The sequence below is a fragment of the Sphingobium lactosutens genome, from assembly GCF_013393185.1.
GTDB lineage: Bacteria > Pseudomonadota > Alphaproteobacteria > Sphingomonadales > Sphingomonadaceae > Sphingobium > Sphingobium lactosutens_A.
In genome coordinates this window covers 1-23779 of record NZ_QJQX01000085.1, presented here as the reverse complement: position 1 = coordinate 23779, position 23779 = coordinate 1, and the positions used below count along the sequence as shown (strand labels likewise).

The 23779-nt window shown below is 59.9% G+C and carries 19 protein-coding genes and 1 pseudogene; 4 read left to right on the top strand and 16 right to left on the bottom strand.

The genetic code is table 11. The features are described from left to right. Positions 1–327, top strand: a pseudogene (locus tag DM806_RS26110) (transposase domain-containing protein); the annotation flags it as partial. A gap of 133 nt (positions 328–460) precedes the next feature. Here DM806_RS26110 and DM806_RS26105 read toward each other — a convergent pair. The 16 genes from DM806_RS26105 to DM806_RS26030 all read right to left on the bottom strand — a co-directional run bounded on the left by DM806_RS26105 (position 461) and on the right by DM806_RS26030 (position 18795). Next, entirely contained in the window at positions 461–1051 is a 591-nt protein-coding gene (locus DM806_RS26105) for a PIN domain-containing protein (protein WP_179046067.1), read from the bottom strand. 4 nt (positions 1052–1055) lie between these two features. Then, positions 1056–1514, bottom strand: a complete 459-nt coding sequence (locus DM806_RS26100; RefSeq protein ID WP_179046066.1) for an excisionase family DNA-binding protein — start codon at positions 1512–1514, stop codon at positions 1056–1058. A 424-nt stretch (positions 1515–1938) separates the two neighbouring features. Next, entirely contained in the window at positions 1939–2841 is a 903-nt protein-coding gene (fdhD, locus tag DM806_RS26095) for a formate dehydrogenase accessory sulfurtransferase FdhD (protein ID WP_179046065.1), read from the bottom strand. Then, positions 2838–4079: a molybdopterin molybdotransferase MoeA gene (locus tag DM806_RS27910; RefSeq protein ID WP_179046064.1), complete on the bottom strand. Its 1242-nt coding sequence runs from the start codon at positions 4077–4079 to the stop codon at positions 2838–2840. Before DM806_RS27910 ends, fdhD begins: the two co-directional genes overlap by 4 nt. A gap of 4 nt (positions 4080–4083) precedes the next feature. Next, positions 4084–4392: a formate dehydrogenase subunit delta gene (locus DM806_RS26085; protein WP_179046063.1), complete on the bottom strand. Its 309-nt coding sequence runs from the start codon at positions 4390–4392 to the stop codon at positions 4084–4086. Positions 4393–4395: 3 nt separating this feature from the next. Continuing rightward, positions 4396–7242: a formate dehydrogenase subunit alpha gene (fdhF, locus tag DM806_RS26080; protein WP_179046062.1), complete on the bottom strand. Its 2847-nt coding sequence runs from the start codon at positions 7240–7242 to the stop codon at positions 4396–4398. Beyond that, a complete protein-coding gene (locus tag DM806_RS26075) occupies positions 7220–8845 on the bottom strand; it encodes an NADH-ubiquinone oxidoreductase-F iron-sulfur binding region domain-containing protein (protein ID WP_256869521.1) in 1626 nt (541 codons plus the stop codon). The genes fdhF and DM806_RS26075 overlap by 23 nt, the downstream gene beginning before the upstream one ends. A gap of 38 nt (positions 8846–8883) precedes the next feature. Continuing rightward, on the bottom strand, positions 8884–9351 hold the full coding sequence (locus tag DM806_RS26070; protein WP_179046060.1) for an NAD(P)H-dependent oxidoreductase subunit E: 468 nt from the start codon (positions 9349–9351) through the stop codon (positions 8884–8886). 98 nt (positions 9352–9449) lie between these two features. After that, the gene (locus tag DM806_RS26065) at positions 9450–10343 is read right to left on the bottom strand and encodes a LysR family transcriptional regulator (protein WP_179046059.1); all 894 of its coding nucleotides are present in this window, start codon (positions 10341–10343) and stop codon (positions 9450–9452) included. Positions 10344–10353: 10 nt separating this feature from the next. Beyond that, the gene (locus DM806_RS26060; RefSeq protein ID WP_179046058.1) at positions 10354–11601 is read right to left on the bottom strand and encodes an NAD(P)/FAD-dependent oxidoreductase; all 1248 of its coding nucleotides are present in this window, start codon (positions 11599–11601) and stop codon (positions 10354–10356) included. 128 nt (positions 11602–11729) lie between these two features. Next, a complete protein-coding gene (locus tag DM806_RS26055) occupies positions 11730–12278 on the bottom strand; it encodes a nitrilase-related carbon-nitrogen hydrolase (RefSeq protein WP_179046202.1) in 549 nt (182 codons plus the stop codon). 247 nt (positions 12279–12525) lie between these two features. Further along, positions 12526–13863, bottom strand: a complete 1338-nt coding sequence (locus DM806_RS26050; RefSeq protein ID WP_179046057.1) for an MFS transporter — start codon at positions 13861–13863, stop codon at positions 12526–12528. 58 nt (positions 13864–13921) lie between these two features. After that, positions 13922–15133, bottom strand: a complete 1212-nt coding sequence (locus tag DM806_RS26045; protein WP_179046056.1) for an FAD-dependent monooxygenase — start codon at positions 15131–15133, stop codon at positions 13922–13924. A gap of 32 nt (positions 15134–15165) precedes the next feature. Then, entirely contained in the window at positions 15166–16326 is a 1161-nt protein-coding gene (locus DM806_RS26040) for an oxidoreductase (RefSeq protein WP_218647672.1), read from the bottom strand. A 34-nt stretch (positions 16327–16360) separates the two neighbouring features. Continuing rightward, on the bottom strand, positions 16361–17326 hold the full coding sequence (locus DM806_RS26035) for a dihydrodipicolinate synthase family protein (protein WP_179046055.1): 966 nt from the start codon (positions 17324–17326) through the stop codon (positions 16361–16363). 11 nt (positions 17327–17337) lie between these two features. Continuing rightward, positions 17338–18795 (bottom strand): aldehyde dehydrogenase family protein, encoded by a 1458-nt coding sequence (locus tag DM806_RS26030; RefSeq protein ID WP_179046054.1) that lies wholly within the window; start codon positions 18793–18795, stop codon positions 17338–17340. Positions 18796–19398: 603 nt separating this feature from the next. On the opposite strand from DM806_RS26030, the gene DM806_RS26025 reads away from it, so the two are divergent. The 3 genes from DM806_RS26025 (at position 19399) to purU (ending at position 23772) form a co-directional block, all read left to right on the top strand. Continuing rightward, entirely contained in the window at positions 19399–21489 is a 2091-nt protein-coding gene (locus tag DM806_RS26025) for a TonB-dependent receptor (protein ID WP_179046053.1), read from the top strand. A 74-nt stretch (positions 21490–21563) separates the two neighbouring features. Continuing rightward, positions 21564–22838: an aminomethyl transferase family protein gene (locus DM806_RS26020; protein ID WP_179043290.1), complete on the top strand. Its 1275-nt coding sequence runs from the start codon at positions 21564–21566 to the stop codon at positions 22836–22838. Between the two features lie 73 nt (positions 22839–22911). Further along, positions 22912–23772, top strand: coding sequence for a formyltetrahydrofolate deformylase (gene purU / locus DM806_RS26015; RefSeq protein WP_179043289.1), 861 nt, complete (start codon positions 22912–22914; stop codon positions 23770–23772). The last annotated feature ends 7 nt before the right edge of the window (positions 23773–23779 follow it).

Here is a 23779-nt window from a genome sequence, read left to right as displayed (position 1 = left end):
TATCCGCTCAACCGCTGGCAGGCCATGATCCGCTACTGCAGCGACGGTCGGCTCGAGATCAGCAACAATCTGGTGGAGAACGCCCTGCGCGGTGTCGCGCTCGGGCGCCGAAACTGGATGTTCGTCGGCTCCATGAAGGCGGGAGAGGCGGCCGCGCTCTTCTACTCCCTGGCCGGTACATGCCGCCTCAACGGCGTCGAGCCTGAAGCGTGGTTCACCGACGTCATCGAACGCATCGGCAACTACCCGATCAATCGGATCGATGACCTTTTACCTTGGAGATGGCAGGCATCAAAGCTGAGCAACGATCTGGAGAAGGCTGCGTGAGCAACGGCACTGTGGTGCGGATGAACGGGTCGGCCTCAGAGGGGCTGCTACGCGGTACGAGCGGCTTACGGATGGAGGGGAAGGCTTTCTGCGTTACCGCCACTTTGATTTCCTCTGAATGGGAAGCGAAGCTTCAGATGGAGCCAAGGTGCGGTGTGAGGACCGAAGCCGTTTCGAGCAGGCCGTTGGCTTCCAGGGCCCGTAAGAAGTCTTCAGGCGACATTTCAGGTCGCTTCAGGCGCTCCCGCATTTTGCGGACTGCAGCGATCGCGCGCCCCTCTTCAAGGGCAATCGTGTCGGCAATGAAGTCGTCGGCGCTTCGCGCCTCGATGTTGATTTGGCCGAGGATGCCAGCCGGGAAATCCTTCAAATTCTCGGTGACTAGGGCTTGGGCTTGCGTTTTGACAGCGGCGGCGATGACGTGTTCGTCACCGGGGTCGGGCAGGCCAAATTGAGCGCTGCCGAGCAGCTTAAAGTCTTCGACCATCGCTTCTGGGAATGCCGTCTGCATAGCCTTTATTGCTCGCTCTCCTCGTCCCTCAGGATCGTCGAGATCGCGCTCGCGGGCCATCTTGATTAGGGCTGCTCTGGTCTCTGTCAGAATGGGCTCTGACCAGCGAATGCGGAAAAATTCGGCTTCGGCAAGCGACAGCAGCAAATTGCGCCGCCAGACACTTACGAGCGTACAGGCATCAATTAGGGCAGTGTAGCGGTTTGCGAACATTGGGTCAGACCAAGTCGGCGTCGCCGCTGATGAGTTCGTCGAGGGCTCGCGAACGTTCATCGTCACGTTTTGCCTTGTAGCGGAACACGTCATCGGCCCGGATGCGGCGATGCCGTCCTACCAGTGTGTGGGGCATCGCCTCCCGCTCAAGCAGCTTGATCAGATAGGGACGTGACACATTGAGGAGGTCTGCAGCTTGCTGCGTCGTCAGCATTTCCTGAATCGGCACGAGTGTTACCGCGCTGCCGCTACCGATATGACGCAGCAATTCAAGGAACAGGTCAGACATAGCGGGAGTGAGTGTAACCTCGACGGGCTTCTTCGACTCCGGCTCCCGTATGCGCAACGTTGCTTCACCCGACTTTTGGGCTGCAAGCATGCGACGAAGTTGGTTGGCGATCTGGCGGTCATCAGCCGACGGCATGTGACCGCCGAACGGCTCTGAATGCGCGGGCAATGTCATGGGATCTCTCCGTGGTAGAACAATTCAATAGCGCATATTCGAAATAAACGCAACGCAAATCGGTTCCGAGGAAACAGAGAAAGCACATTTTCACGCACCGTGAGCTCACCGACCGGCAATATAATCTATTGCGTGACAAGTTTGATCCTTGCGTATCTACGGCAATGAAGAGCGCCTCCGACGATGCCTGATGGGTGCTCTCGGTAACAGACCGTCCGGTTCCCACCAGTCGATAGATATCGCGCCGCTCGTCCAAACCCAGATGCTGATAGCCGTTCATCATGTGCCTTCCTGGAAAGGGGATCAAACCCCTATAAATCCAAGGATTTCGCACTTCGATTTAGAATCCACCCGCTTACAGCAGAAAAGTGTGATAATAATCATTATGTTAATAGCAATAGCACAACTGTCCCTGTAGACAGTGTTATGTTGATACCGATAGCCGGGCACCCATAACTGTCGTCGAAAATATGTCGTGTGGATCGTTCATGACAAGCATTGCATCAGCGCGCGCCAGCGACACCAGCGTTAGTCCACATGATTTACTGCGCTGGACCGCGAGGGTTGTCGGCGCAGATATCGTCGCCAAAAGCGGGATTCCCGCTATTGCTGCCTTCTCCACCAATTCATAGCTGCACCGGGATGACAATAAAACAAATCCTTCGTCAAGTCTTACGGTGTTGCGCGTCGCCGCGCCAATAAGCTTGTCGAAGCTGTTATGGCGACCTACGTCCTCGCGTACGCTGACAATGCGTCCCAAAGGATCGCACAGCGCCGCCGCGTGAACAGCACCTGTCGCCTGGCCAAGGGGTTGATGGGAACGCAGTTGAGAGAGCGCAGAAAATATGGCTGACGGCTTGATCCTTGGAACTGCTTCTATCCGGCCCAAGGGCCTGAGCGCCTGCTCAAGATTCTCGAGCCCACATATGCCGCATCCACTGTCAGTGAGGCGATGACGCACCCTTTCCCGCACATTTGCGAAACATCGCTCCTCAATCCTGATCCGGACCAGCCATCCCTTTTCCAAACAGATCGGCTCGATATCGATGATATCGCTGAGCCGGTCGATCAGGCGTTCGGTGAACGCAAATCCTACGGCGAAATCGACGAGGTCTGCCGGTGTGGCCATCATGACTGCATATCCCAGACCGTTCACTTCGATCGCAATGGGCGCCTCGACAGCGACCACGCGCGTCGCTTCGGAAGCAGCTTCAACCCCCTGGCGCACGACCGGGAGAAGCTGCGCTTGCTCAGCTATAGCTTCGCCGAACGATGATGGCGTTTTCGACGCCCGGTCATCCGTTCTACTATCCAGATCGATCGTCATCGCACGCCCAAACATGACAAAGGATAAATGATCGGCTTCCTGGATAGATCACGCTGTGGCGGCATCGCGAGCCACGCATTTGCCGCCAGGAGCGGCCGCATACGATGCGACTGTTGTTCGCTGAGCAATTCAACCCTGGGTCCGCAGCTGGAAAACGTCGATCGCACTCGAAGGAAACGTGTCACCTCGGCATGTCTTGGCGCTTCAACGTCGATTTCCAGGCCGACCTCTGGCGCAAGCCCTACCATCGAGCGCAACGCGGCATAGGCAAAGAAGCGAAATCCCAGATAGGCTGCGACCGGATTCCCCGGCAGTCCAAAAAATAATGTCCCGTCAGGGAGCGAGGCAAATAATACTGGCTTGCCGGGCCGCATGTAGACGCCATGAAAATGGATCGTGGCGCCGCAGGCTTCGAGCGCTGCTGGGACATAGTCCCGCTCGCCCACAGAAACACCGCCGGTGGAAATTATGATGTGCGAGCGCTTCGCGCTCATGGCCCGGATGGCGTTGGCAATCGATGCGGCATCATCGGGCAGCTGAGAAGCTAGAGTGGCCTGCGCACCGGCTTCGCGGACCTGAGCAACAATCATCGAGCTGTTGCTATCATGCACGCCCTCATCAATGATCGATCCGTCAAGCCCGATCAGCTCATCACCGGTTGAAAACACGGTCACCTTGGGCATTTCGGCCACCCTCACCTGGGTAACCCCACAGCAGCGCAGTGCGCCAATCATCTCCGCCCTCACCCGTTGGCCGGATCGCGCAACAGTTTCGCCAGCAGCAGCATCTTCAGCCCTACGGCGGATATTCGCATCCACGGGCAAGGGGCTGGTCAGTCGAAGGTGAAGAAGTCCTGCCAAGTCGGCAATGGTTGCCCGCTCTCTGGGCAGCACGGTATCGCAGCCTGGCGGTATTGGAGCACCCGTGGTAATGGTCCAGCCGTCGCCTAGCGGGCCGACAGGCGCACGACCCGCAAACGACTGGCCATTGATGGGAATGAACAGCGGAGCAGCATCTGATGCCGTTTCGGTGCTTTGGGACGATAGCGCAAAACCATCCATCGCAGACATATCGAACCGAGGATAGTCGGCGAATGCCACCACGTCGCGGGCGAGAACGGCGCCATGGGCCCGTTGCAGCGGGATCTCCACCGCGGGTAGCGGCGGTGCCACATGACGAACAATAGCCAATGCGTCGTCGAAACTGACCCGATGTCCTTTCGAAATGCCATCCGACACTGGGTTATCCTGCGTCGGAGTGCCCGACTCCCGATACGCTGTTAAATTCGGTGGCTTGGGTCTGGTGTGGCGGCGCTCCGGACTGACGCAAAATAGTGATGGCCGCTGCCGCGACCGGGCCCAGCCTGACATCGCCTTTTCCCTGCAGCTCGAAAATCTGCGCGCGCATGCGCGGATCCCAGAAGCTGGCAATATGGTCGGCGACAGCGTCCGCTGCGCGAGCCGGATCCATGGTCCCAAAATTTCGCGCGATCTGGTTCGCCATGTAGATCAGGCGATCCTGATTGGACATCATTGGGCTGTCTTGCGTCATGACCTATTCCGCCACCTCGATGACGTCGATGCGGCGGCTGCGCTGAGCTTGTGCTTCATAGCTTTGCTGCCAGTCGGACGGTCCGTTGGAGAGGCCAACCTGAACCGCTGTCACCTTATATTCTGGGCAATTGGTCGCCCAGTCGGAGAAATCGGTGGTGATGACATTCGCCTGCGTCGTGGGATGATGAAAGGTCGTGTAGACCACGCCCGGCGCGACCCGCTCGGTGATCAGCGCTCTTAGGGTTGTTTCCCCCGCGCGGCTCCTCAGAGTGACCCAGTCACCATCCTTGATCCCACGATTTTCAGCATCGGACGAATGGATTTCGAGCCGGTCTTCAGGATGCCAGGCGACATTGTCAGTACGTCTCGTCTGCGCACCGACATTATAGTGAGAGAGGATACGACCGGTCGTCAAAAGCAGCGGGAAGCGCGGGCCGGTCTTTTCATCCGTCGGCACATAATCAGTGACGACAAATTTGCCCTTGCCTCGCACGAAGCCTTCAATGTGCATGGTAGGGGTGCCGTCAGGCGCTGTATCGTTTGCGGGCCACTGGAGGGAACCCTCTTCCTCCAGCCTGTCATAATGAACGCCAGCAAAGGTCGGCGTGAGGGCTGCTATCTCGTCCATGATTTGCGAAGGATGGCTGTAGGCCCAGCCAAGATCCAGCGCGTTGGCGACCAGCTGGACGATTTCCCAGTCGGCATAGCCGTTGAGAGGCGTCATCACCTTGCGCACCCTTTGAATGCGCCGCTCGGCATTGGTGAAGGTGCCGTCTTTTTCGAGAAAGGTGGAGCCAGGCAGGAAGATGTGCGCGTAGTTGGCCGTCTCGTTGAGGAACAGGTCCTGCACGACCACGCACTCCATCGCCGCAAGCCCCGCCGCGACATGATGGGTGTTCGGGTCCGACTGGAGAATGTCCTCGCCCTGAATGAAGATACCCTTGAACGTGCCGTCGGTAGCCGCATCGAGCATATTGGGGATACGCAGGCCCGGTTCGGGATCAAGGGGGACGCCCCAGGCCTGCTCAAACAACGCGCGCGTCGCTGTGTCGGAGACATGGCGATAGCCGGAAAACTCGTGCGGGAAGCTGCCCATGTCGCAGGCGCCCTGCACATTGTTTTGGCCCCGCAGCGGGTTCACGCCAACGCCCTCGCGCCCGACATTGCCGGTCGCCATGGCGAGGTTGGCGATTGCCATAACCGTCGAGCTTCCCTGGCTATGTTCGGTGACACCGAGGCCATAGTAGATCGCGCCATTGCCGCCCGTGGCATAAAGGCGGGCAGCTGCGCGCACCTCTTCCGCCTTGACCCCGGTCAGCGGCTCGATCGCCTCGGGAGAGCGGCTCGATTCCGAGACGAAGTCCGCCCAATCCTCAAATTCGTCCCAATCACAGCGCTGACGGATGAAGGATTCATCGTAGAGCTTCTCTGTCACGATGACATGCGCCAGCGCGGTCAGCATCGCGACATTGGTGCCAGGCCGCAGCGGCAGATGATGTTCCGCCTCCACATGGGGCGATTTGACAAGGTCAGTGCGGCGCGGATCAATGACGATCAGCTTGGCCCCTTGCCGCAGCCGCTTCTTCATGCGCGATGCGAAGACCGGATGGCCATCGGTCGGATTGGCGCCGATGACCATGATGACATCCGACTGCATCACGCTGTCGAAATCCTGCGTGCCTGCCGACGTGCCGAAGGTGGTCTTGAGGCCATAGCCTGTCGGAGAGTGACAGACGCGCGCGCAGGTATCGACATTATTGTTGCCGAAGCCTTGACGGATCAGCTTCTGGACGAGGAAGGTTTCCTCATTGGTGCAGCGGCTCGACGTGATGCCCCCGATGGAGCGGGTGCCATATTTTGCCTGGATGCGCCGGAACTCACTGGCCGTGTAAGCGATCGCTTCCTCCCAAGAGACCTCGCGCCATGGTTGATCAACCGATGCACGGATCATGGGATTGAGGATACGGTCCTTGTGCTGTGCGTAACCCCAAGCGAAGCGGCCCTTGACGCAACTATGCCCGCGATTGGCCTTGCCCTCTTTCCAGGGCACCATGCGCACCAGCTCCTCACCGCGCATCTCGGCGCGGAACGTGCAGCCGACGCCGCAATAGGCACAGGTGGTAACGATCGCGCGATCAGGCGTGCCGGTTTCCACTACCTTCTTTTCGATCAGCGATGCGGTGGGACAAGCCTGGACGCAGGCTCCGCAGGATACACATTCGGACCCAAGGAAGTCTTCGCCCTGCGACGGCGAGACTTTGGAATCAAAACCCTTATTCTCGATCGTCAGCGCGAAAGTGCCCTGCACTTCCTCGCAGGCACGCACGCAGCGCGAACAGACTATGCATTTGGAAGGATCAAAGTCGAAATAGGGGTTCGACTGATCCTTCGCCTGGCCCATATTGGTCGCGCCGTCATAGCCGTAACGCACGTCGCGTAGCCCCACCGCGCCGGCCTGATCCTGCAGTTCGCAATCGCCATTGGCGGCGCAGGTCAGGCAATCGAGGGGATGGTCGGAGATGTAAAGCTCCATCACGCCCCTGCGCAGTTGCTTCAGCCGCTCGGTCTGCGTGCGTACAACCATGCCTTCCGCTACCGGGGTGGTGCAGGAGGCGGGATAGCCGTTTCGGCCCTCCACTTCGACGAGACATAGGCGGCAGGAACCGAAGCTCTCCACATTGTCAGTGGCGCAGAGTTTCGGGATAGCCCCCCCCATGAGCGACGCGGCGCGCATGATGCTAGTGCCCTCGGGCATGGTGACGCTCTGGCCATCGATCGTCAGGCAGACGGTCTTGCCAGTTACAATGGCAGGGGGCGTGCCATGGTCAGTTTCGCGGGTGAAGGTCATTCCGCAGCTCCTTGACGGGCGCCGGTGCGCCGAAATCCTCGGGGAAATGGTCAAGCGCGCTCAGCACCGGATAAGGGGTGAAACTGCCCAGCGCACAGAGCGAGCCATATTTCATAGTGTCGGTCAGATCGCGCAGCAGAGTGGTTTGGGCTTCGAGCGAGGTGTCGATCCGGTCTGGCGAACGGGAATAAAGCGCTTTGCCCAAATTCCCCTGATGCGCATGTGATTCGTTGGCCTTTTGTTTTCCTGCGCCGCCAAAAACGAGTGCAATGCCGGCTTCCACCGGCGCGGCCCGCGGGGGTGTGCGAAGCGCAATAATCCGGTCCATGATCTCTACCCCTCGGGTCGAGCCGATCCGGCAGGGCGTGCATTTGCCGCAGCTTTCCGCTGCACAAAATTCCATCGCAAAACGGGCCATATGCGCCATGTCGACCGCCTCGTCGAACACAGTGATGCCGGCATGACCAATCAGCCCACCGGCCTGCGTGAACGCCTCATAATCAAACGGCAGATGAAACATGGATGGCGGGAAATAGGCGCCGAGCGGCCCGCCGACCTGGACCGCGCGCACCGGGCGCCCACTCGCCGTGCCGCCGCCGATCTCGCTCACCAGTTCGCCCAGAGTGATGCCGAAGCCGATCTCATACAGACCGCCATGCTTCACATTGCCCGCCAGCTGCACCGGCATAGTGCCGCGCGACCGGCCAAAACCCACCGCTGCATAAGCTTCCGCGCCTTCGGCCAGGATGAACGGCACTGCCGCCAGCGACAACACATTGTTGATGACCGTGGGCTGGCCGAACAGGCCCTGAATGGCGGGGAGCGGCGGCTTGGCGCGCACTTGCCCGCGCTTGCCCTCGATACTGTCGAGCAGCGCGGTCTCCTCACCGCAGACATAGGCGCCCGCGCCCTCGCGCACCTCCAGCGTGAATGGAGCGATCAGATGCGCGCTGGCGTCGATCGCCGCACGCATAGTGGTGATGGCGAAGGGATATTCGCTGCGGATATAAATGTAGCCATGCGCCGCGCCAACGGCATGGGCGGCAATCGCCATTCCTTCGATCAGGCAGAAGGGGTCGCCCTCCATCAGCATCCGGTCGGCGAAGGTGCCGCTGTCGCCTTCGTCGGCGTTGCAGACGATATATTTGGGGTTGGCGGGCGCATCCAGCACCGTCTGCCATTTCATGCCGGTGGGAAAGCCAGCCCCGCCCCGCCCGCGCAGACCAGACGCCTTGACCGCGTCCACCACCTGCTGGGGCGTTTGGGCGCGCGCTGCGTTCAGGCCCTTCCATCCGTCACGCGCCGCATAATCGGACAGGCTGAGCGGATCGATGATGCCGCAGCGTGCGAAGGTGAAGCGCTGCTGGCGCGCGAAGAAGGGCAGCGACGCGATTTCGCCCAGGCAATTGGCGTGCGATCCGTCCAGCACCGAAGCCACATCGCCCACACCGACCGGCCCATAGCCGATGCGGCCGCCTTCCGTCTCGACCTCCACTAACGGTTCGATCGAAAAAAGGCCGCGCGATCCGGTTCGGATCACCTCGCATCCCGCATCGACGAAGGCGCGTGCGACATCGTCGGCACCAAGCGCAACGGACGCCATGTCTCGGCTGATAAAAACTTTGTTTTTCTCGCCCGGATTCATGCCGCGATCTCCAGTGCGATCCGGTCCAGTATAATCTCGTCGATGCGAGCCACCGGCCGGCCATCGACCAACGCATTAGGACCGATCGCGCAGAGGCCCAAGCAGTAAACCGGCTCCAGACTGACTTGCCCGTCCTGCCGCGTCTCACCCATGGCTACGCCGAGCCGCTGGGCTGCGGCGGCCTCAATTGCCGCGCCGCCGCGGGCCTGACAGCTTTCCGCACGGCACAGCTTTACGACATGCCGGCCCGGAGCCGAACGCCGGAAATCATGATAGAAGGTGACAACCCCATGAACATCGGCGCGGCTGATGTTAAGGGCCTGGGCAATCAGCGGGACGGCCGCATTATCGATGAAACCTATCTCTTCAAGCAGCGCATGCAGCATGGGCAGCAACTGGTCGCGCGATGGGCCATGCGTCTGGATCCACCGCTCTATCACTGCCTTTGCTTCGTCGCATTTCATTGGCGGCAAGCCCATTCTGGTGATTGTCGCTGGCCACGCTGCCGAAGCTCGCTTCCTGCGTCAAATTGATCCCGGCCATCTTAGATAGATATCTTCTATCACTGAGACTGAAACCCCGGCGGCAACCGCAATTCGCGCGCTACAGCCAGCACTGCCTGTGCCAAAGGCGCCATGGGCGCTCGGTCCGAGACGATGATGCCGATCCGGCTCCCTTCCATCTCGGGAAGTAAATGGGTGTGCGCCCATTCAAGGCCGTGCAGCATCATGGCATGGCTGTCGGGAATGATGGAACAGAGCCTTCCCTGCTGAACCAAGGCAAGGAGCGCCACATAGCTGTCCGCGGTCACAACCGGACGAAGCGCTAGTCCGCGTTCCGCGAGCCGAGCATCCAGGATACGCCGGTTCTGCATGCCCTGATGCAGCAGGCAGAGCCGAAGACGCGCGATGTCGCTCCAGCCGCCAAGTTTCACCTGCTCGCGTACGGCTGAAACCAGCAGATAACGCTCGACGTAGAGGGGTACCGCCAAAGCATGAGCGGGAGGTTCAAAATCAAGATAGGTGAGACCTGCATCCAGTTCGAAAGCCGCAAGGTCCCGTTCGATCTGCCGTGAGGTCAAGGCGCGCACCGACAGATTAAGGTCCGGATGACGCTGGAGCAGCGCTTCCACAAGAAAGCCGACGGCAGGCATGGCCGCGGGTATGGCGCCCAGCCGCAACTCTCCTCTCAAGGGTCCTTGCGCTATATCGGCGACCTGGGCTATCGCTTCGGCAGCCGCCACCAATTGCCGTGCCCAGGGGAGGATCGCCCTCCCTTCCTCGGACAAACCCACATAGCGACGATGGCGAACGATCAGGCGCTTGCCCAGCTGTTCTTCCAGCTTTGCAATGCCTGCAGAGAGCGTCGGTTGCGTTACGTGACAAGCAGATGCAGCGCGCGCGAAGTGACCTTCGCGCTCCAGTGCCAGAAAATATTCTACAAGGCGCGTCTGCATTCATTGTGCCTCATTGAGGCGCGGATTCCAGGCTAACAGGTGCCATGTCCTTTAGCGCAGTGGAACTGTCAGCCAACCTTTGCGGCGCGATTTCCGCACCCGCAACGACAAGCGCCCGCCCCTGAACATAATCCTTGACCGAGTTCACGCAATCTAGTGCTATAATCTTGCAATCTCTCAGGTATATAACGGAGAAACTGCGAGTTACCGTATCGCCGCGCAAGACGGTTTGGTCGAAGCCGGTTGAAAGCCCGACGGTCTGAAGCTTGAGGTCATATTGGTTCGACCAGAACCAGGGCACCGTCTTATAGGCCTCTTCCTTGCCCAATATGTGAGCAGCTGCGACCTTCGCCTGATCATTGGCGTTCTGCACCGATTCCAACCGTATTTGTGCGCCGCCCGCAAAGCTGTTGGCGTGCGAGGCGCAATCGCCCACAGCATAAACGTCAGGCAGGCTGGTGCGGCAATATTGGTCAACATCCACGCCATTGCTGCCCGCGGCGCCGGCTGCAGTCAGCGGGGCGGTCTCAGGCACAATGCCGATGCCCACGATCACCAAGTCCGTTTCGATGCGCTCGCCGTCAGCCATAAGGACGGCCGTTGCCTTGCTATCGGTGACCTCTATGCATTCCATCCGCGCGCCCGTGCGCACATCGACCCCATGAGCGCGATGCTCGGCCTCGTAAAAACGGGAGAGTTCTTCACCTGCGACACGCGCCAGCACCCGATCGAGCGCTTCGAGCAACACCACGGCCTTGCCAAATTTGGAGAGGACCGCCGCCGCCTCCAATCCAATGTATCCGCCGCCAATTATGGTGACATGGTTGATACTGTCGATCTTTGACATCATCGCGTCTACGTCGGCACGCCGCCGCACGGCATGGACATTCTCCGCGTCCGCCCCGTTGCAGCTGAGCACCCGGGGCGATCCGCCCGTGCACCATATGAGCTTGCCATACGCAATTTGCTCCGCACCCGCCGTGACGAGCTTGCCTGCTGGGTCGATGCTCGCAACCCGGCGTCCAAGCAGCATGTCGATCTTACGGTCTGTCCAGAAGGCAGCGGGGCGGATCAGAATACGTTCGAAGCTCTTGTCGCCTGCGAAATATTCTTTGGAGAGCGGTGGACGTTCATAAGGGGGATCCTCCTCGTCGCCGATCATCGCGACTGATCCTTCGAAGCCAAGTTGACGCAGCGAAATCGCCGCCTGGGCACCGGCATGACCAGCCCCTACGATCAGGACATCATATTTTATCACTCGACCATCCAATTCACATTCTCTTCCGTGTCAATGGGAGCTGCTTTGCGATCGTTGCAAACGAAAGCTAGGCTATCGTCGTTTGCCGCCCTGTTTTCATTGTGGGGCACTGCGACATATTGTTCGGGTCAGTGACGGAAGGGCAAGACCGTACCGCGGTTTCGCCAGTTATCGACATCGGACAGCACGATATCTGCAAAGACCCATTGGGGATGATTGGAGACGCCGATAGCGAAAACGCCATCGTCGGGTGCGTCCCCGTCACGCGGCCCGAAAATAGCCGCTGCGCCGAAATTTTCATCAAGCGCGGGCAGCCAGGGTGCGCGGCCGACAGTGGGCGCCTGAACCACATAGCATTGATTTTCAAGCGCGCGGGCCTGCGCGCCGATCCGCACGCGCCAGTAGCCCTGCATGGTGTCAGTCGCGGACGGCGCCAGGATAATTTGGGCGCCTGCCTTCGCTTGCGCACGCGCGATCAGCGGAAATTCAGCATCATAGCAAATCGAGATGCGGACCCGCCCGATCGGCCTATCCATGGCACTGATGCTATCACCCCCTGAAATACCCCAGATTTCTCGTTCGAACCGGGTCATGACGATCTTGTCCTGATGCGCGGCGCGGCCGTCGGGACAGAAAAGGTGAGCGCGGTTATCGCCATCTCGGGATTGGCGGTTCAGGCCGCCCGTTCCAGTCGGTCACATAAATCTCTGCCATCAACCTGTCCGCTTCTAGTGCCGCTCCCCCACGGAGTACAGCTTGGATCCTTATGATTTTAAGGCAACCCAATGGCGCGCTTGCGTTGGCAGAAAAGCGCGTTGCATTTACCTTCAGTGACTGGCTGCGGCCCTTCCAATCAACCGCAGCCAGCACCGCAAGGGCCGAAGCCCTCGATTTGGTCTTGGCTACTACCTGCTCGAGCCCTGCTCAGAGGCCAGTACCCGTCCGCCCGAAACTCGTGCGCGTGTGAAGCACCGTGACCGCGACTAGGCCCAGGATGGCTGGGACAGCCGCAACGGCAAATGTCAGTGGCGCCGAGCCTGTCTGGTTCATGACATATCCGCCGACTAAAGGAGCGGCCACGGCACCCAATCTGCCAGCGCCTCCGACGAAACCAGATCCAGTCGCTCGCATCTCTGCCGGGTAAAACTGGTTAACGATGGCCATTAGGCAGAATTGAGAACCAACAACGGCCGCTCCGCAGATACCAATGAGCGTCCAAAACGCCCCGCCTCCCGCGTTATCAGCGAGCGAAAGGATGGCTGCCGTAGCCAGCGTGAAGCAAATGCCCAATACGATCGTCGGCTTGTACTTATATATCGCGCCCGCAAGCACAAGCCCCCCAACGATCCCCGCGCCATTGAAGATCGACGTCGCCTTGATTGCCGCCTCTACTCCCAAGCCCTTCCCAACCAGAAGCGAAGGAAGCCAATTAAGGAAGAAAAAGACGACCGACATGTTTCCGATATTTACGGCAAGCAGCAACATCGTGATTTTGAGATAATCCCGACTGAACAAGATCGAAATTGGCGACCTGGAATTCGTGGTCCGGACTGGATCCAAACTGAAATTCTCCATCAGCTTGCCACCCAGCCTTTGCAACAGGACTTCCAGTTTATCCCTCTTCCCTTCGCGAAAGGCGAGGAACGCGGGAGACTCCGGCAGGAACAGCAGGCACAAGCTCGCAGCTAGCAGTGTTCCGACGCCGCCCACCAAGAAAACAGCCTTATGACCATGATCGGAGGTGAACTGGCTTGCGACGAGCCCACCCACACTCGAGCCAAGCGGATATCCACAACTTACGAGGACGATGGAAAATGTTCGAAACCAGCTCGGAACCAGTTCCATGACGATGGCAAGCACATTAGGGATCGCCATTCCAAGCCCGACCCCTGCGACCACCCTCGTCAAAAGCATTGTATCAAAATCAGGAGCCACCGCCCCTGCGGCAGTGCCGATCCCAGCAATGGAAAGCGAAAGAATCACGGTAGGCCGCCGCCCCCATCGATCACCCAACTGTGCCAACACGAGACTGCCAAACATCATCCCGGCGATCGAGGTTGTCAGGAGGATGCCAACAGAGGACGGCGGGAGCGCCCATTCGGTCGCCAGCATCGGCGCGGCGAGTGACATTGCAATGCCGTCATAGCCTTCCGTCATCGCAATGAGAATGCACAGCAAAAATAGCGAGAAGCTATAGGTGGTGAACTTCGAGGGGCGCGACGCCTCGATGCCGGTGGTATCTGAAAAAGCGGCTACCGCCATGATTTGTCTACTTCCTAGGGCTGTGTCAACTCTGCTGGCGACCGGGTTAGTTAAAGGCTCACCCGCGGGACAAGGGATATTCGATGACCTTGTCCCAGTCGTTGATGGCATCGTAATTATAAATCCAGTCGAGGCCGAGCGCCGCCTGGGCCTGACTCTCCTTGGCCGCTTGCGCATTTGCAGCCTTGTCCCACTTGCCGCTGTGAAGCGTCTTCGCATTCGCGGCAGACTGCCGCTGGACAGCGTGGGCCCGCGGATAACGAACTGCCTTGAACTTCTCGAAAGCCAGCAAGGGATCGGCCCTATGCGCATCGAGCCAGCGAGCCAGGATATAAGCGTCCTCGAAGGCCTGGGCTGCACCCTGCCCGGCATTGGGCAGCATTGCGTGAGCGGCATCGCCGATCAGCTGAATGCGTCCTCGTCCCCACTTGAACGTTGGCTTGCGCGAGAACAAGCCCCAGCGCGAACAGTCCGTCACTGCATCAAGGAGGGTTTGGAGGCTCGGCGCGGCGTTCGGGAAAGTTGCCCTCATCACATTCGGGTCGCCTGCAATGGACCAACCTTCGTCCAGCCATTCATCCGTGTCGGTTTGGGTGACGATGTTGATCAGCTTCCTTCCCCGCATATAATAGGTCATGAGGTGGCTGCCTTGGCCAACCCACCCGCAGAATCCATGGGGACCGAGAAGTTCAGGCGGGACGGCGTCGCCGTCTAGTATCGCCCTCCAAGCCATCTGACCGGTAAACTCGGGACTATCCTTGCCGTAGAGATGGTTCCGGACCTCTGAGTGAATACCATCGGCCCCTATTACGACGTCAGCTTCGATCTGCTTGCCATTTTCAAAGACGACTGCGACGGACTCTGGCAACTCGCGCAGCCCTATGCATCTGTGACCGAGATGAATGCGATCGGCAGCAATGGCTTTTGCAAAGATGTCCAGGAGGTCGGCACGGTGGAACACATAATATGGAGCTCCCAACCGATCCTCGATGCCGCCGAGGTCCATCTCGGATACAATGGTGCCCGTTTCCATCGAGCGGCGGACCTGGCACTTAAGGACATTGCCAATGCTGGCCATGCCCTCGCCAAGCCCAAGGTCCAGGAGAACTTTTGTTGCCTGAGGGCTGATATTGATGCCGGCACCAACTTCCCTCAGAGAGGAAGCCCTTTCGTAAACGTGGACGTCGAAGCCATATTTCGAGAGCGCGACCGCCGTTGCAAGTCCACCTAAACCGCCGCCGACTATCGCGATGCTATGGACGTCTTTCACATCAATCTCCTAATTGAATACCGCTGGTTAGATTACTGGTCTTGATAGCCATAGTGCCCGGTCTCTTGGATCGCCGATGGCCACGCGCTGCACTTTACGCCCGACAACTGCGTCTGCAGACACAATGGCGGCTGGCAATTGCATCGATTTATTTCGCCTTCTCGGCCTTCAATAACCTTGCGGGGCCAGTCGGGATCAGAAAGAAGCGGTCGTGCAAGGCCGATGGCCGATATCCCTTCCTTTTCGATCAGTGCCGCCATGTGAGCTGCAGTACCCAGATTCCCATTGGCCACGACTGGTATGTCGAGGAGCTGCGCGATTTGGATCGCGGATTCGAGCTGAAACGCGGGACGGGTCATCAGCCCGTGGTTTTCGGTTTGCTGAAATGCTTCGAACGTGCCTGCGACCGGGATCAGGAAATCTATCCCCGCCTGCAGTTCGCACGCCAAGGCCTTGGCATCTTCCAATCCATAGCCCCCTTCCATGAGTTCGTCGCTCAGCATGTGCCACCCAACGATGAAATCGTCGGTCACAGCAGACCGCACTGCCGCGAGCACCTCCCGTGCAAATCGGGAACGGCGACCGGGATCCCCGCCCCAGACGTCATGACGCTTGTTCGAGCGTGGGGAAAGGAATTGCGAGATTAGAAAGCCTTGGGCACCGTGAATTTCCACGCCGTCGAACCCGGCCAACTGAGCCAGACGGGCCGCATTCGCAAATGCGCAGATTGCATCGGCGATTTGCTTCGTCGAAATCTCAATGGGCGTGACGATACGCCCGGGCTGCAGCGGGAATGGAATCGCCGACGGGGCGAGGCCCGGATGAGCTTCATAGTCCCCCCAAGGCCCCGCATAGCGGCCAGCATGAACGATCTGCGCGATTGCCAGGGCGCCGTGCCGCTTGATTTCTGCCGCCAGCCTGGAAAGACCGGGCAGGTGATCGTCGGACCAGATGTTGGTTTGCCCCGGCAACTGGCGCCCGGCAGGCGAGACAGCGAAATTTTCGGTCACGACCACGCCAACGCCTCCCAGCGCCCGCCTGCCATAATGCTCAATCTGGGCGTCGGTCACGAAGCCAGACGAATCTGCGTAGCAGACCGACATTGGAGCAAGGAACAGCCTGTTTCGACTTTTCCGTTGTCCAACTGACAACGGATCGAACAGGCTCGCTTCTGATTGCATTTCGTCACTCATCTCGCCGGCTCCGACCCTTTACGATCCGTGCCCATTATTGGGCGGGCGTGAATTCCGCTTCGATCTTAGCCCATCGACGACCACATTCGAGACCGCCCTCACGGTAGTCGTCGGGAAGGAACAGATAAGGCGGGCGGGCTGGACCTGGATCGAAAATGCCAGCGGTCTTGAACCGGCAATGGGCAATCTGGATTGAATAATCCATGAAAGTGGCCATGTCGCCACCCGGCATCATGACTCGCTCGGCCCAACGGAACTGCTCGCCAAGATCGTTGGCCAAGTCCCAGTCCCGGTCGCGTATTGCCCTTGCTTGGCGCATGACGGCATTCGGGGCGCAAGCAATTGAACCGGCCCATGCAGCCCTCGCCAAGTCCGGCAGCTCCTTGGCAGTCTCATGCCAGTTTGCCAAAAGGGGCAGGACACGCATGTCATGGCCGACAGCCTGCATGTCTTCTGCAATCGGACCGCCTGTATGCTTCGCCGCGACGATTTCGGGGATGGCTGCCAGTTCAACATAGGCTTCGGTGGAGATCTTGCCCTTGAATGTCAGCGCATTGTCATAGACCACGAGAGGGACGCCGGGCAGCGCTTCAGCGATATCCTGGTAGAAGCGAACGATCGCCGCCTGGTCCATGGCAAGCCACATTGGACGACCGATGAACAGTCCATCGGCTCCCGCATCTACGATGGCCCGCCCCCGCTCGATCGTCTCCCGGGTGTTCAACGTCGTGACGCCGGCAAAGAAGGGACGCGATCCACCGATCACGTCAGCGACGCAGCGGGTGAAGGATTTAAGTTCAGAGAAGGTAACAGTTGCTCCTTCGCCGAAGGTTCCATTGGTCGCGATCATATCGCATCCGGCCGCCATCACCGCCCGAATCATCTTCTCCGTTTCATCATAATTGATTGAGTCGACAACGGACCAGTGCTCGGATCCCTCAATCGCGGGAGTCGGCACGATCCCAAAGATACCCTCAATATCCAGCGGTGTGATTTTCATTTATTCACCCTTCAGCGTAGCGAGACGTGGATGTTCTTGGACTGGGTGAAGGCAATGAGCTCGGAAAAGCCCTCCTCCCGCCCTAGCCCGGAGGATTTGTAGCCACCGAAATCCGTTCCAACGAAGTGGCTGCCGACATGGTTGATCCACACATAGCCGGCCTCGACCAACCCAGCGAGGCGATGGGCCTTTTTCAGGTCATTCGTCCAAATCGCAGCGGTCAAGCCATATTCACTGTCATTGACCATCGATACCAGTTGATCTTCGTCTTCCCACGGAATGACCGCAAGGACCGGCCCGAATACCTCTTCGCGGAAGAGCCGCATGCGCGGCGTGACGTCAGCGAAGACCGTGGCCTCGACAAACCAGCCATTGGCCAACTTTTCTTCGGCCGGACGCCCCCCGCCGCACACCAGCCTAGCGCCTTCTGCCTTGGAATCCTCGATGAAGCCGATGACCTTCTCGAACTGGGCCTTGCTGATCAAGCTGCCCATCGTTGTCGCAGGGTCCGAGGGGTCCCCGCAACGATGCCGAGCGGGGATACGCTTCGAAAATTCCGACAGCACTTTTTCGTAGATCGATGCATGCACGAAGCAGCGCGAGGTCGACCCGCAACTTTGCCCTGCCCAAACAAAATTCATGCCTGCAATTGCGCCGTCGATCGCTAAGTCCAGGTCAGCATCATCGCACATAATGAAGGGATTCTTGCCGCCCAATTCCAACTGTGTCGGCATGATCTTGTCGGCCGCCCCTCGAAGGATAGCTCGCCCGGTCCCGGTGGAGCCGATGAGCGTAACCTTCTTGACGAGATCGTGTGCCACCAGCGCTTCGCCGCATTCGCGGCTGCCGCTGAGAATGTTCACCACCCCCCGCGGGAGAATGTCTGCGACGATTTCGGCAAGCCTATATGCAGAGAGTGGTGCTTGGTCTGGAGCCTTGAGAACGACCGTATTACCCGTAGCCAACGGCGCAGCCAGCCGTGAGGCGAGAAACATCAGTGGATGATTGTAGGCGACGATCCGTGCAACCACCCCGAGGGGTTCTAGCGTAGCGTAGTTAAGCGCCTGCGGCCCCATCGGGATCGTGCTGCCCTTGGCCATGCCGGCAATGCCCGCAAAATAATCGATCAATGCGGCGCCTGCAGCCGCATCCTTCTTCATCTCAGCGATCGGATTGCCCGTGTTGATGGAATCAAGCCAGCCAAGATACTCAGCTTCGGAGCGAATGCGTTCCGCAAGGGAGCGAAGCAGCGCACCGCGCTGCGTTGGCTCGACCCTCCGCCATTCCATGAACGCGCGCTGAGCAGCCTTCACCGCAAGATCGACATCCTCCGTATTGGCGATCGCAACCGGGCCCAGGTCCTCGCCGTTGGCTGGATTCACCGTTCTGCCATATCCACCCTTGGGCTGGTGGAAAGCGCCCCCGTAAAATAGCTCCCGCGTCCCGGGGAGGTCGACATTCAATGCCATGGGAAAACTCCATCTCGCCCTCGTGGTCGCCGCTCGCCACAGAGAGACGGATGCCAGCCTCGTGACGGAGCTATTTGGCGCCCACTTGGAGCCTCACTCATTTCAATCCAAGCTGTGTACACTCAGGAACAAAATTGATCAACAGGCTGCATGCAGTTTGTGCATTTTTGCCTTCCATAGCTGGGCCGATCAAGGCAAAGTCCGCCTCCCTTTCTTCTGTTTTAGCGCGGATTTCCGCCCTCCTCTGTCTTTAACTATGGCGAACGCGGGCCGAAACCAGGCCGTCAAGCCGCCGAAGCGTGCGCATCAACGGCGACCAAGATCGCGGAACATTCTATGGTTGACCAATCGATAAAGTGCATGCACTCTTGGCAAGACTGAATGCTGCGATGGAATCATCGCCGGGCATCAGTGTAACAATCCGCGGCGTGAGAACTGCGGGAACAGCAAGTAGGGCGAACTTTGCGAAGTTCATGAGGGAGAATGAAGGTGCGCGAGAAATACAGGTACACCAGCGGCTTCTGCTTGATGGCGCTAGTCGGCATGGCAAGCGGGTCGGTTTACGGTCAGGATTCTGTTCCTGCAGGCACGTCAGCAGGTTCTGTGAACGGATTGGACAATATTGTCGTGACCGCCCGGCGGCGTGACGAGTCGATCGTCGATGTTCCTGTGTCTGTGACCGCGGTCAGCGGCGACCAGTTGCAGCGCGCCAACATCTCCTCGGTCGCCGACCTTGGCCGCGTCGCACCTGAAGTGCGCACCTATCCTGTGCAAGGGCGTCAGTCGACCGTGAGCTTCATCATTCGCGGTCAGATCGAGACCTCGGGCCTTCCCACCTCGGACCCGGCGGTGGGCCTCTATTTCGCCGAGGCCGTGCAGGCCCGCCCTCAGGGCAGCGGCAAGCTTTTCTATGACCTGAGTTCCATCCAGGTTGTGTCGGGGCCACAGGGCACCCTCTTCGGCCGTAACCACACAGGCGGTGCGATCCTGATCGCCCCCGAGGCGCCCAAGCTCGGCAAGGTCGAAGGCTATGTCCAGGGCACCTATGGCAACTATGACCGCCGCGAGTTGCAAGGGGCGCTCAACGTCCCGCTCGGCGACAAGGTCGCCCTGCGCCTGGCGGGCAACCTGACCCGCCGCGACGGCTGGCTCACCAATGCCACCACCGGCAACGAACTGCGCACCGATCACTCGGACTCCTTCCGTGTATCGCTGCTCCTCGAGCCCTCCGACCAGTTTCGCAATGTCACCATCGTCGATGGCTTCAAGGGGCACAGCAACGACGGCGGCGTCACCGTCATTGCCGTCAACCCCGCCATCAACTCCCCGGTTAACCCGCTCTCCGTGCGTCTGGCCGCCCTTGCCGCCCAGCAGGCCGACCGTCGACGCGTCGCCCAGTTCACCGACTCCCCGAGCCGTTCCTCCAACTATGGCGTAACCAACACCTCGACGCTCGAGGCCGGGGACGTCACCCTCAAGAACATCTTCAACTATCGCCGGATCAGGAGCGACGACACCGCAGATGCCTCGCTGCCGATCAACACCCTCATCCAGCGGGTCAAGGTCAAGGCCGAGCAGGTGACCAACGAGTTCCAGGTCTCGGGCAAGGCGCTCGACGACAAGCTCGACTATATCGCTGGTGCCTATTTCTTCTGGGAGCAGGCGACGAGCACCACCTTCAACAGTGTGTTCGCAAGCCCCTTCCTGATCAGCCCACTCGACCGTGCCACCAATGAGAGCAAGTCGCTCTTCGCCCAGGTTGACTATCATCTGAGCCAGAAGCTCAGCATGACGGCCGGCGCGCGCTACACGATCGACGATCGCAACGTCTACCAATATGCCCAGTCGAGCCCCACGGCCGTCGCACTCAACACCGGCAAGTCGGCCACCTTCAAGAAGCCGACCTGGACGCTGAGCCTCAACTACAAGCCCGACGCCGACACCCTCCTCTATGTCACCAACCGGCGCGGCTACCGCAGTGGCGGCTTCAATGGCGGCGCCACTACCCCTGCCACCTTCACCGAGTTGAGGCCCGAGATCCTCACCGACTATGAGATCGGCTTCAAGAGCCAGGGTCGCCTGGGCGGCATGCGCTACCGCACCTCCATGTCCGCCTTCCACTCCATCTACGAGGACATCCAGCGCAACGTCTTCACCGTCATTGGCACCACCCCGGTCCGTACCCTGTTCAACGCCGCCAAGGCCCATATCAATGGCGCCCAGGCAGAACTGTTCGTCAGCCCCATCCGGGCGATCGAACTGACCGGCTTCGTGGGATATACCGATGCCAAGTACAAGGAGTTCAACGACGGCACGCTGACGGGCATCCCGCCCTTCGCCTATGTGCCCAAGTGGAACTACCGGCTCTCTGGCCGCGTCATCCTGCCGGTGCCCGAGAATATCGGCGAGGTCAGTGCACAGGCCGATTACTTCCACACCTCCAGCGTCATTCGCCAGGACCGCCCGCCCCTGCCGGGCGAAGTCATCCCGGGCTATGGCGTGCTGGGCGGCCGCATCACCTTCGACAAGATCGGGGGCTCCAACCTGCGGGTGGCGGTGTTCGGCACCAACCTGACCAACAAGACATATTATACCGCGGCGCAGGCCTTCTACAGCCTGCCCTTCGGCGGCCTGACCGGCGGCGTATTGGGCGATCCGCGTATGTACGGCGTGGAAGTGGGCTACCGCTTCTGACAATCCGGGCGGTGGGCCTGCCCCCACCGCCCCAGACACAGGCGGCAAGAGCGCCGTGAAGAAAGGAAGTTAGAATGAACGTCGCCGATATGCGCTTCATGCCGCCCGGCTATATCACCAGCCGCTTTGGCGAGATCGAGTTTACCGACTGGATCGATGAAAGCATGTCCTGGAAGCGGACCTGCTCGATCGGCGACTGGTCCTGGATCTGGGAGCGCCGCTTCAAGGGCCCCGACGCCATGCGCCTGCTGCGCGATACCGTCATCAACGGGTTCAAGAAGTTCGACATCCTCCAGTCCAAGCATGCCACCCACTGCAATGCCGACGGCAAGGTCATCGCCGAGGGCATCCTCACCCGCGTAGGCGAGGATGAGTTCGTGCTCATGGGCCGCGGCAGCTTCTGGGTCGACTATGTCCGTCGCCAGGGCAACTATGACGTCGTCTCCGAACATGAGGACTGGTATAACTTCCAGGTAGCCGGGCCCAACACCCTGGCCCTCCTCGAGGAGGTATCGGGCACCAGCCTGCGCGACATCAAGTTCATGCATTCGGGCGAAATCGAGATCGCCGGCCACAAGCTGCTCGCGCTGCGGCAGGGCATGTCCTTTGGCCCCGGCTTCGAGCTGCAGGGTCCTCGCGCCCATGCCGAGGAAGTCTATGCCACCCTGCTCAAGGCCGGCGAAAAGCACGGCCTGCGGCGCCTGGGCGGTCGCGCCAGCAATGTCGGCCATCTTGAAGCCTGCTTCCCTACCGCCGTCCTCGATTATCTCCCTGCCGTCTTCGGCAAGGACATGGACAGCTATCGCGAGGAGTTCTTCCGGTCGCTCGGCGGCGGCTTCGCCACCTTCAGCGTCAACGGCAGCTACGAGGCCAGCGACGTCAGCGAATATTATCGCAGCCCCATCGAGCTGGGTTGGGGCAAGAACATCCGCTTCGATCATGACTTCATCGGGCGCGCTGCCCTCGAGAAGGAAGCCGAAACACCCGGGCGGGTGATGCGGACCCTGGTGTGGAATGCGCAGGATGTCGCCGATGTCTATGCCTCGCTCTTCCGCAAGGAAGCCACGCCCTACCAGTTCATGGAAATGCCCCGCGAGCAGCGCGCCACCATGACCGTTGACAAGGTGCTGCGCGGCGACCGGGTCGTTGGCGCCGCCACCTCACGCGGCTATAGCTACTACTTCCGCGAGATGCTCTCGCTCGTCTGCATCGAGCCGGAATCAGCAGAGCCAGGCACCGAGGTCGTGGTCACCTGGGGCAACCCCGGGCAGCCACAAAAGGAAATCCGGGCGACCGTCGCCCCTGCCCCCTACCAGGACAACAGGCGCGACGATCTCCACAAATACTGAGCCGAGCCCTTCCAAGCTGACAAACATGCTCCCGGCGCCCGTGGCGCCGGCAGCCTCATTGCGGACCCATGACATGGCTGACCTGCCCTATATCCTCACCCTCTCCTGCGCCAACCGACCTGGCATCGTCGCCCGGGTGAGCGGCCACCTCTTCAAGTTCAACGGCAACATCGTCGAGGCCAACCAGTTCGATGACGCCGACACCGGCCGCTTCTTCATGCGCGTCGTGTTCGGCATGCCCGAGGAACAGGACAGCCAAGCCCTCGCCAGCGAGTTCGCCGCCATCGCCGAGGCCTTCGGCATGGAATGGAAGATCCGGCCCCGCGAACAGCGCACCAAGGTCCTCCTGCTCGCCTCCAAGTTCGACCATTGCCTCGTCGACCTCCTCTACCGCAAGCGCATCGGCGAACTCGACATGGACGTGGTCGGCATCATCTCCAACCACCCGCGCGAAACCTATTGCGCCATGGACCTGGGCGACACCCCCTTCCACCACCTCCCCATCACCAAGGACACCAAGTCCCAGCAGGAAGCGCAGATCAAGGCGATCGTCGAGCAGAGCGGCGCCGAACTCATCGTCCTGGCCCGCTACATGCAGATCCTCTCCGACGACCTTGCCACCTTCCTCTCGGGCCGCTGCATCAACATCCACCACAGCTTCCTGCCCGGGTTCAAGGGCGCAAAGCCCTACCACCAGGCGTTCGGCCGCGGGGTCAAGCTCATCGGCGCAACCGCCCACTTCGTCACCTCCGACCTCGACGAAGGCCCCATCATCGAGCAGGATGTCGAACGCATCGGCCACGAGCATAGCGCCGATGCCCTCGTCCAGAAAGGACGCGACATCGAGCGCCGCGTCCTCGCCCGCGCGGTCGCTTGGTTCCTCGAGGGACGACTGTTCCTCAACAATAACAAAACCGTGGTCTTCCACTCATGAGCGAGAC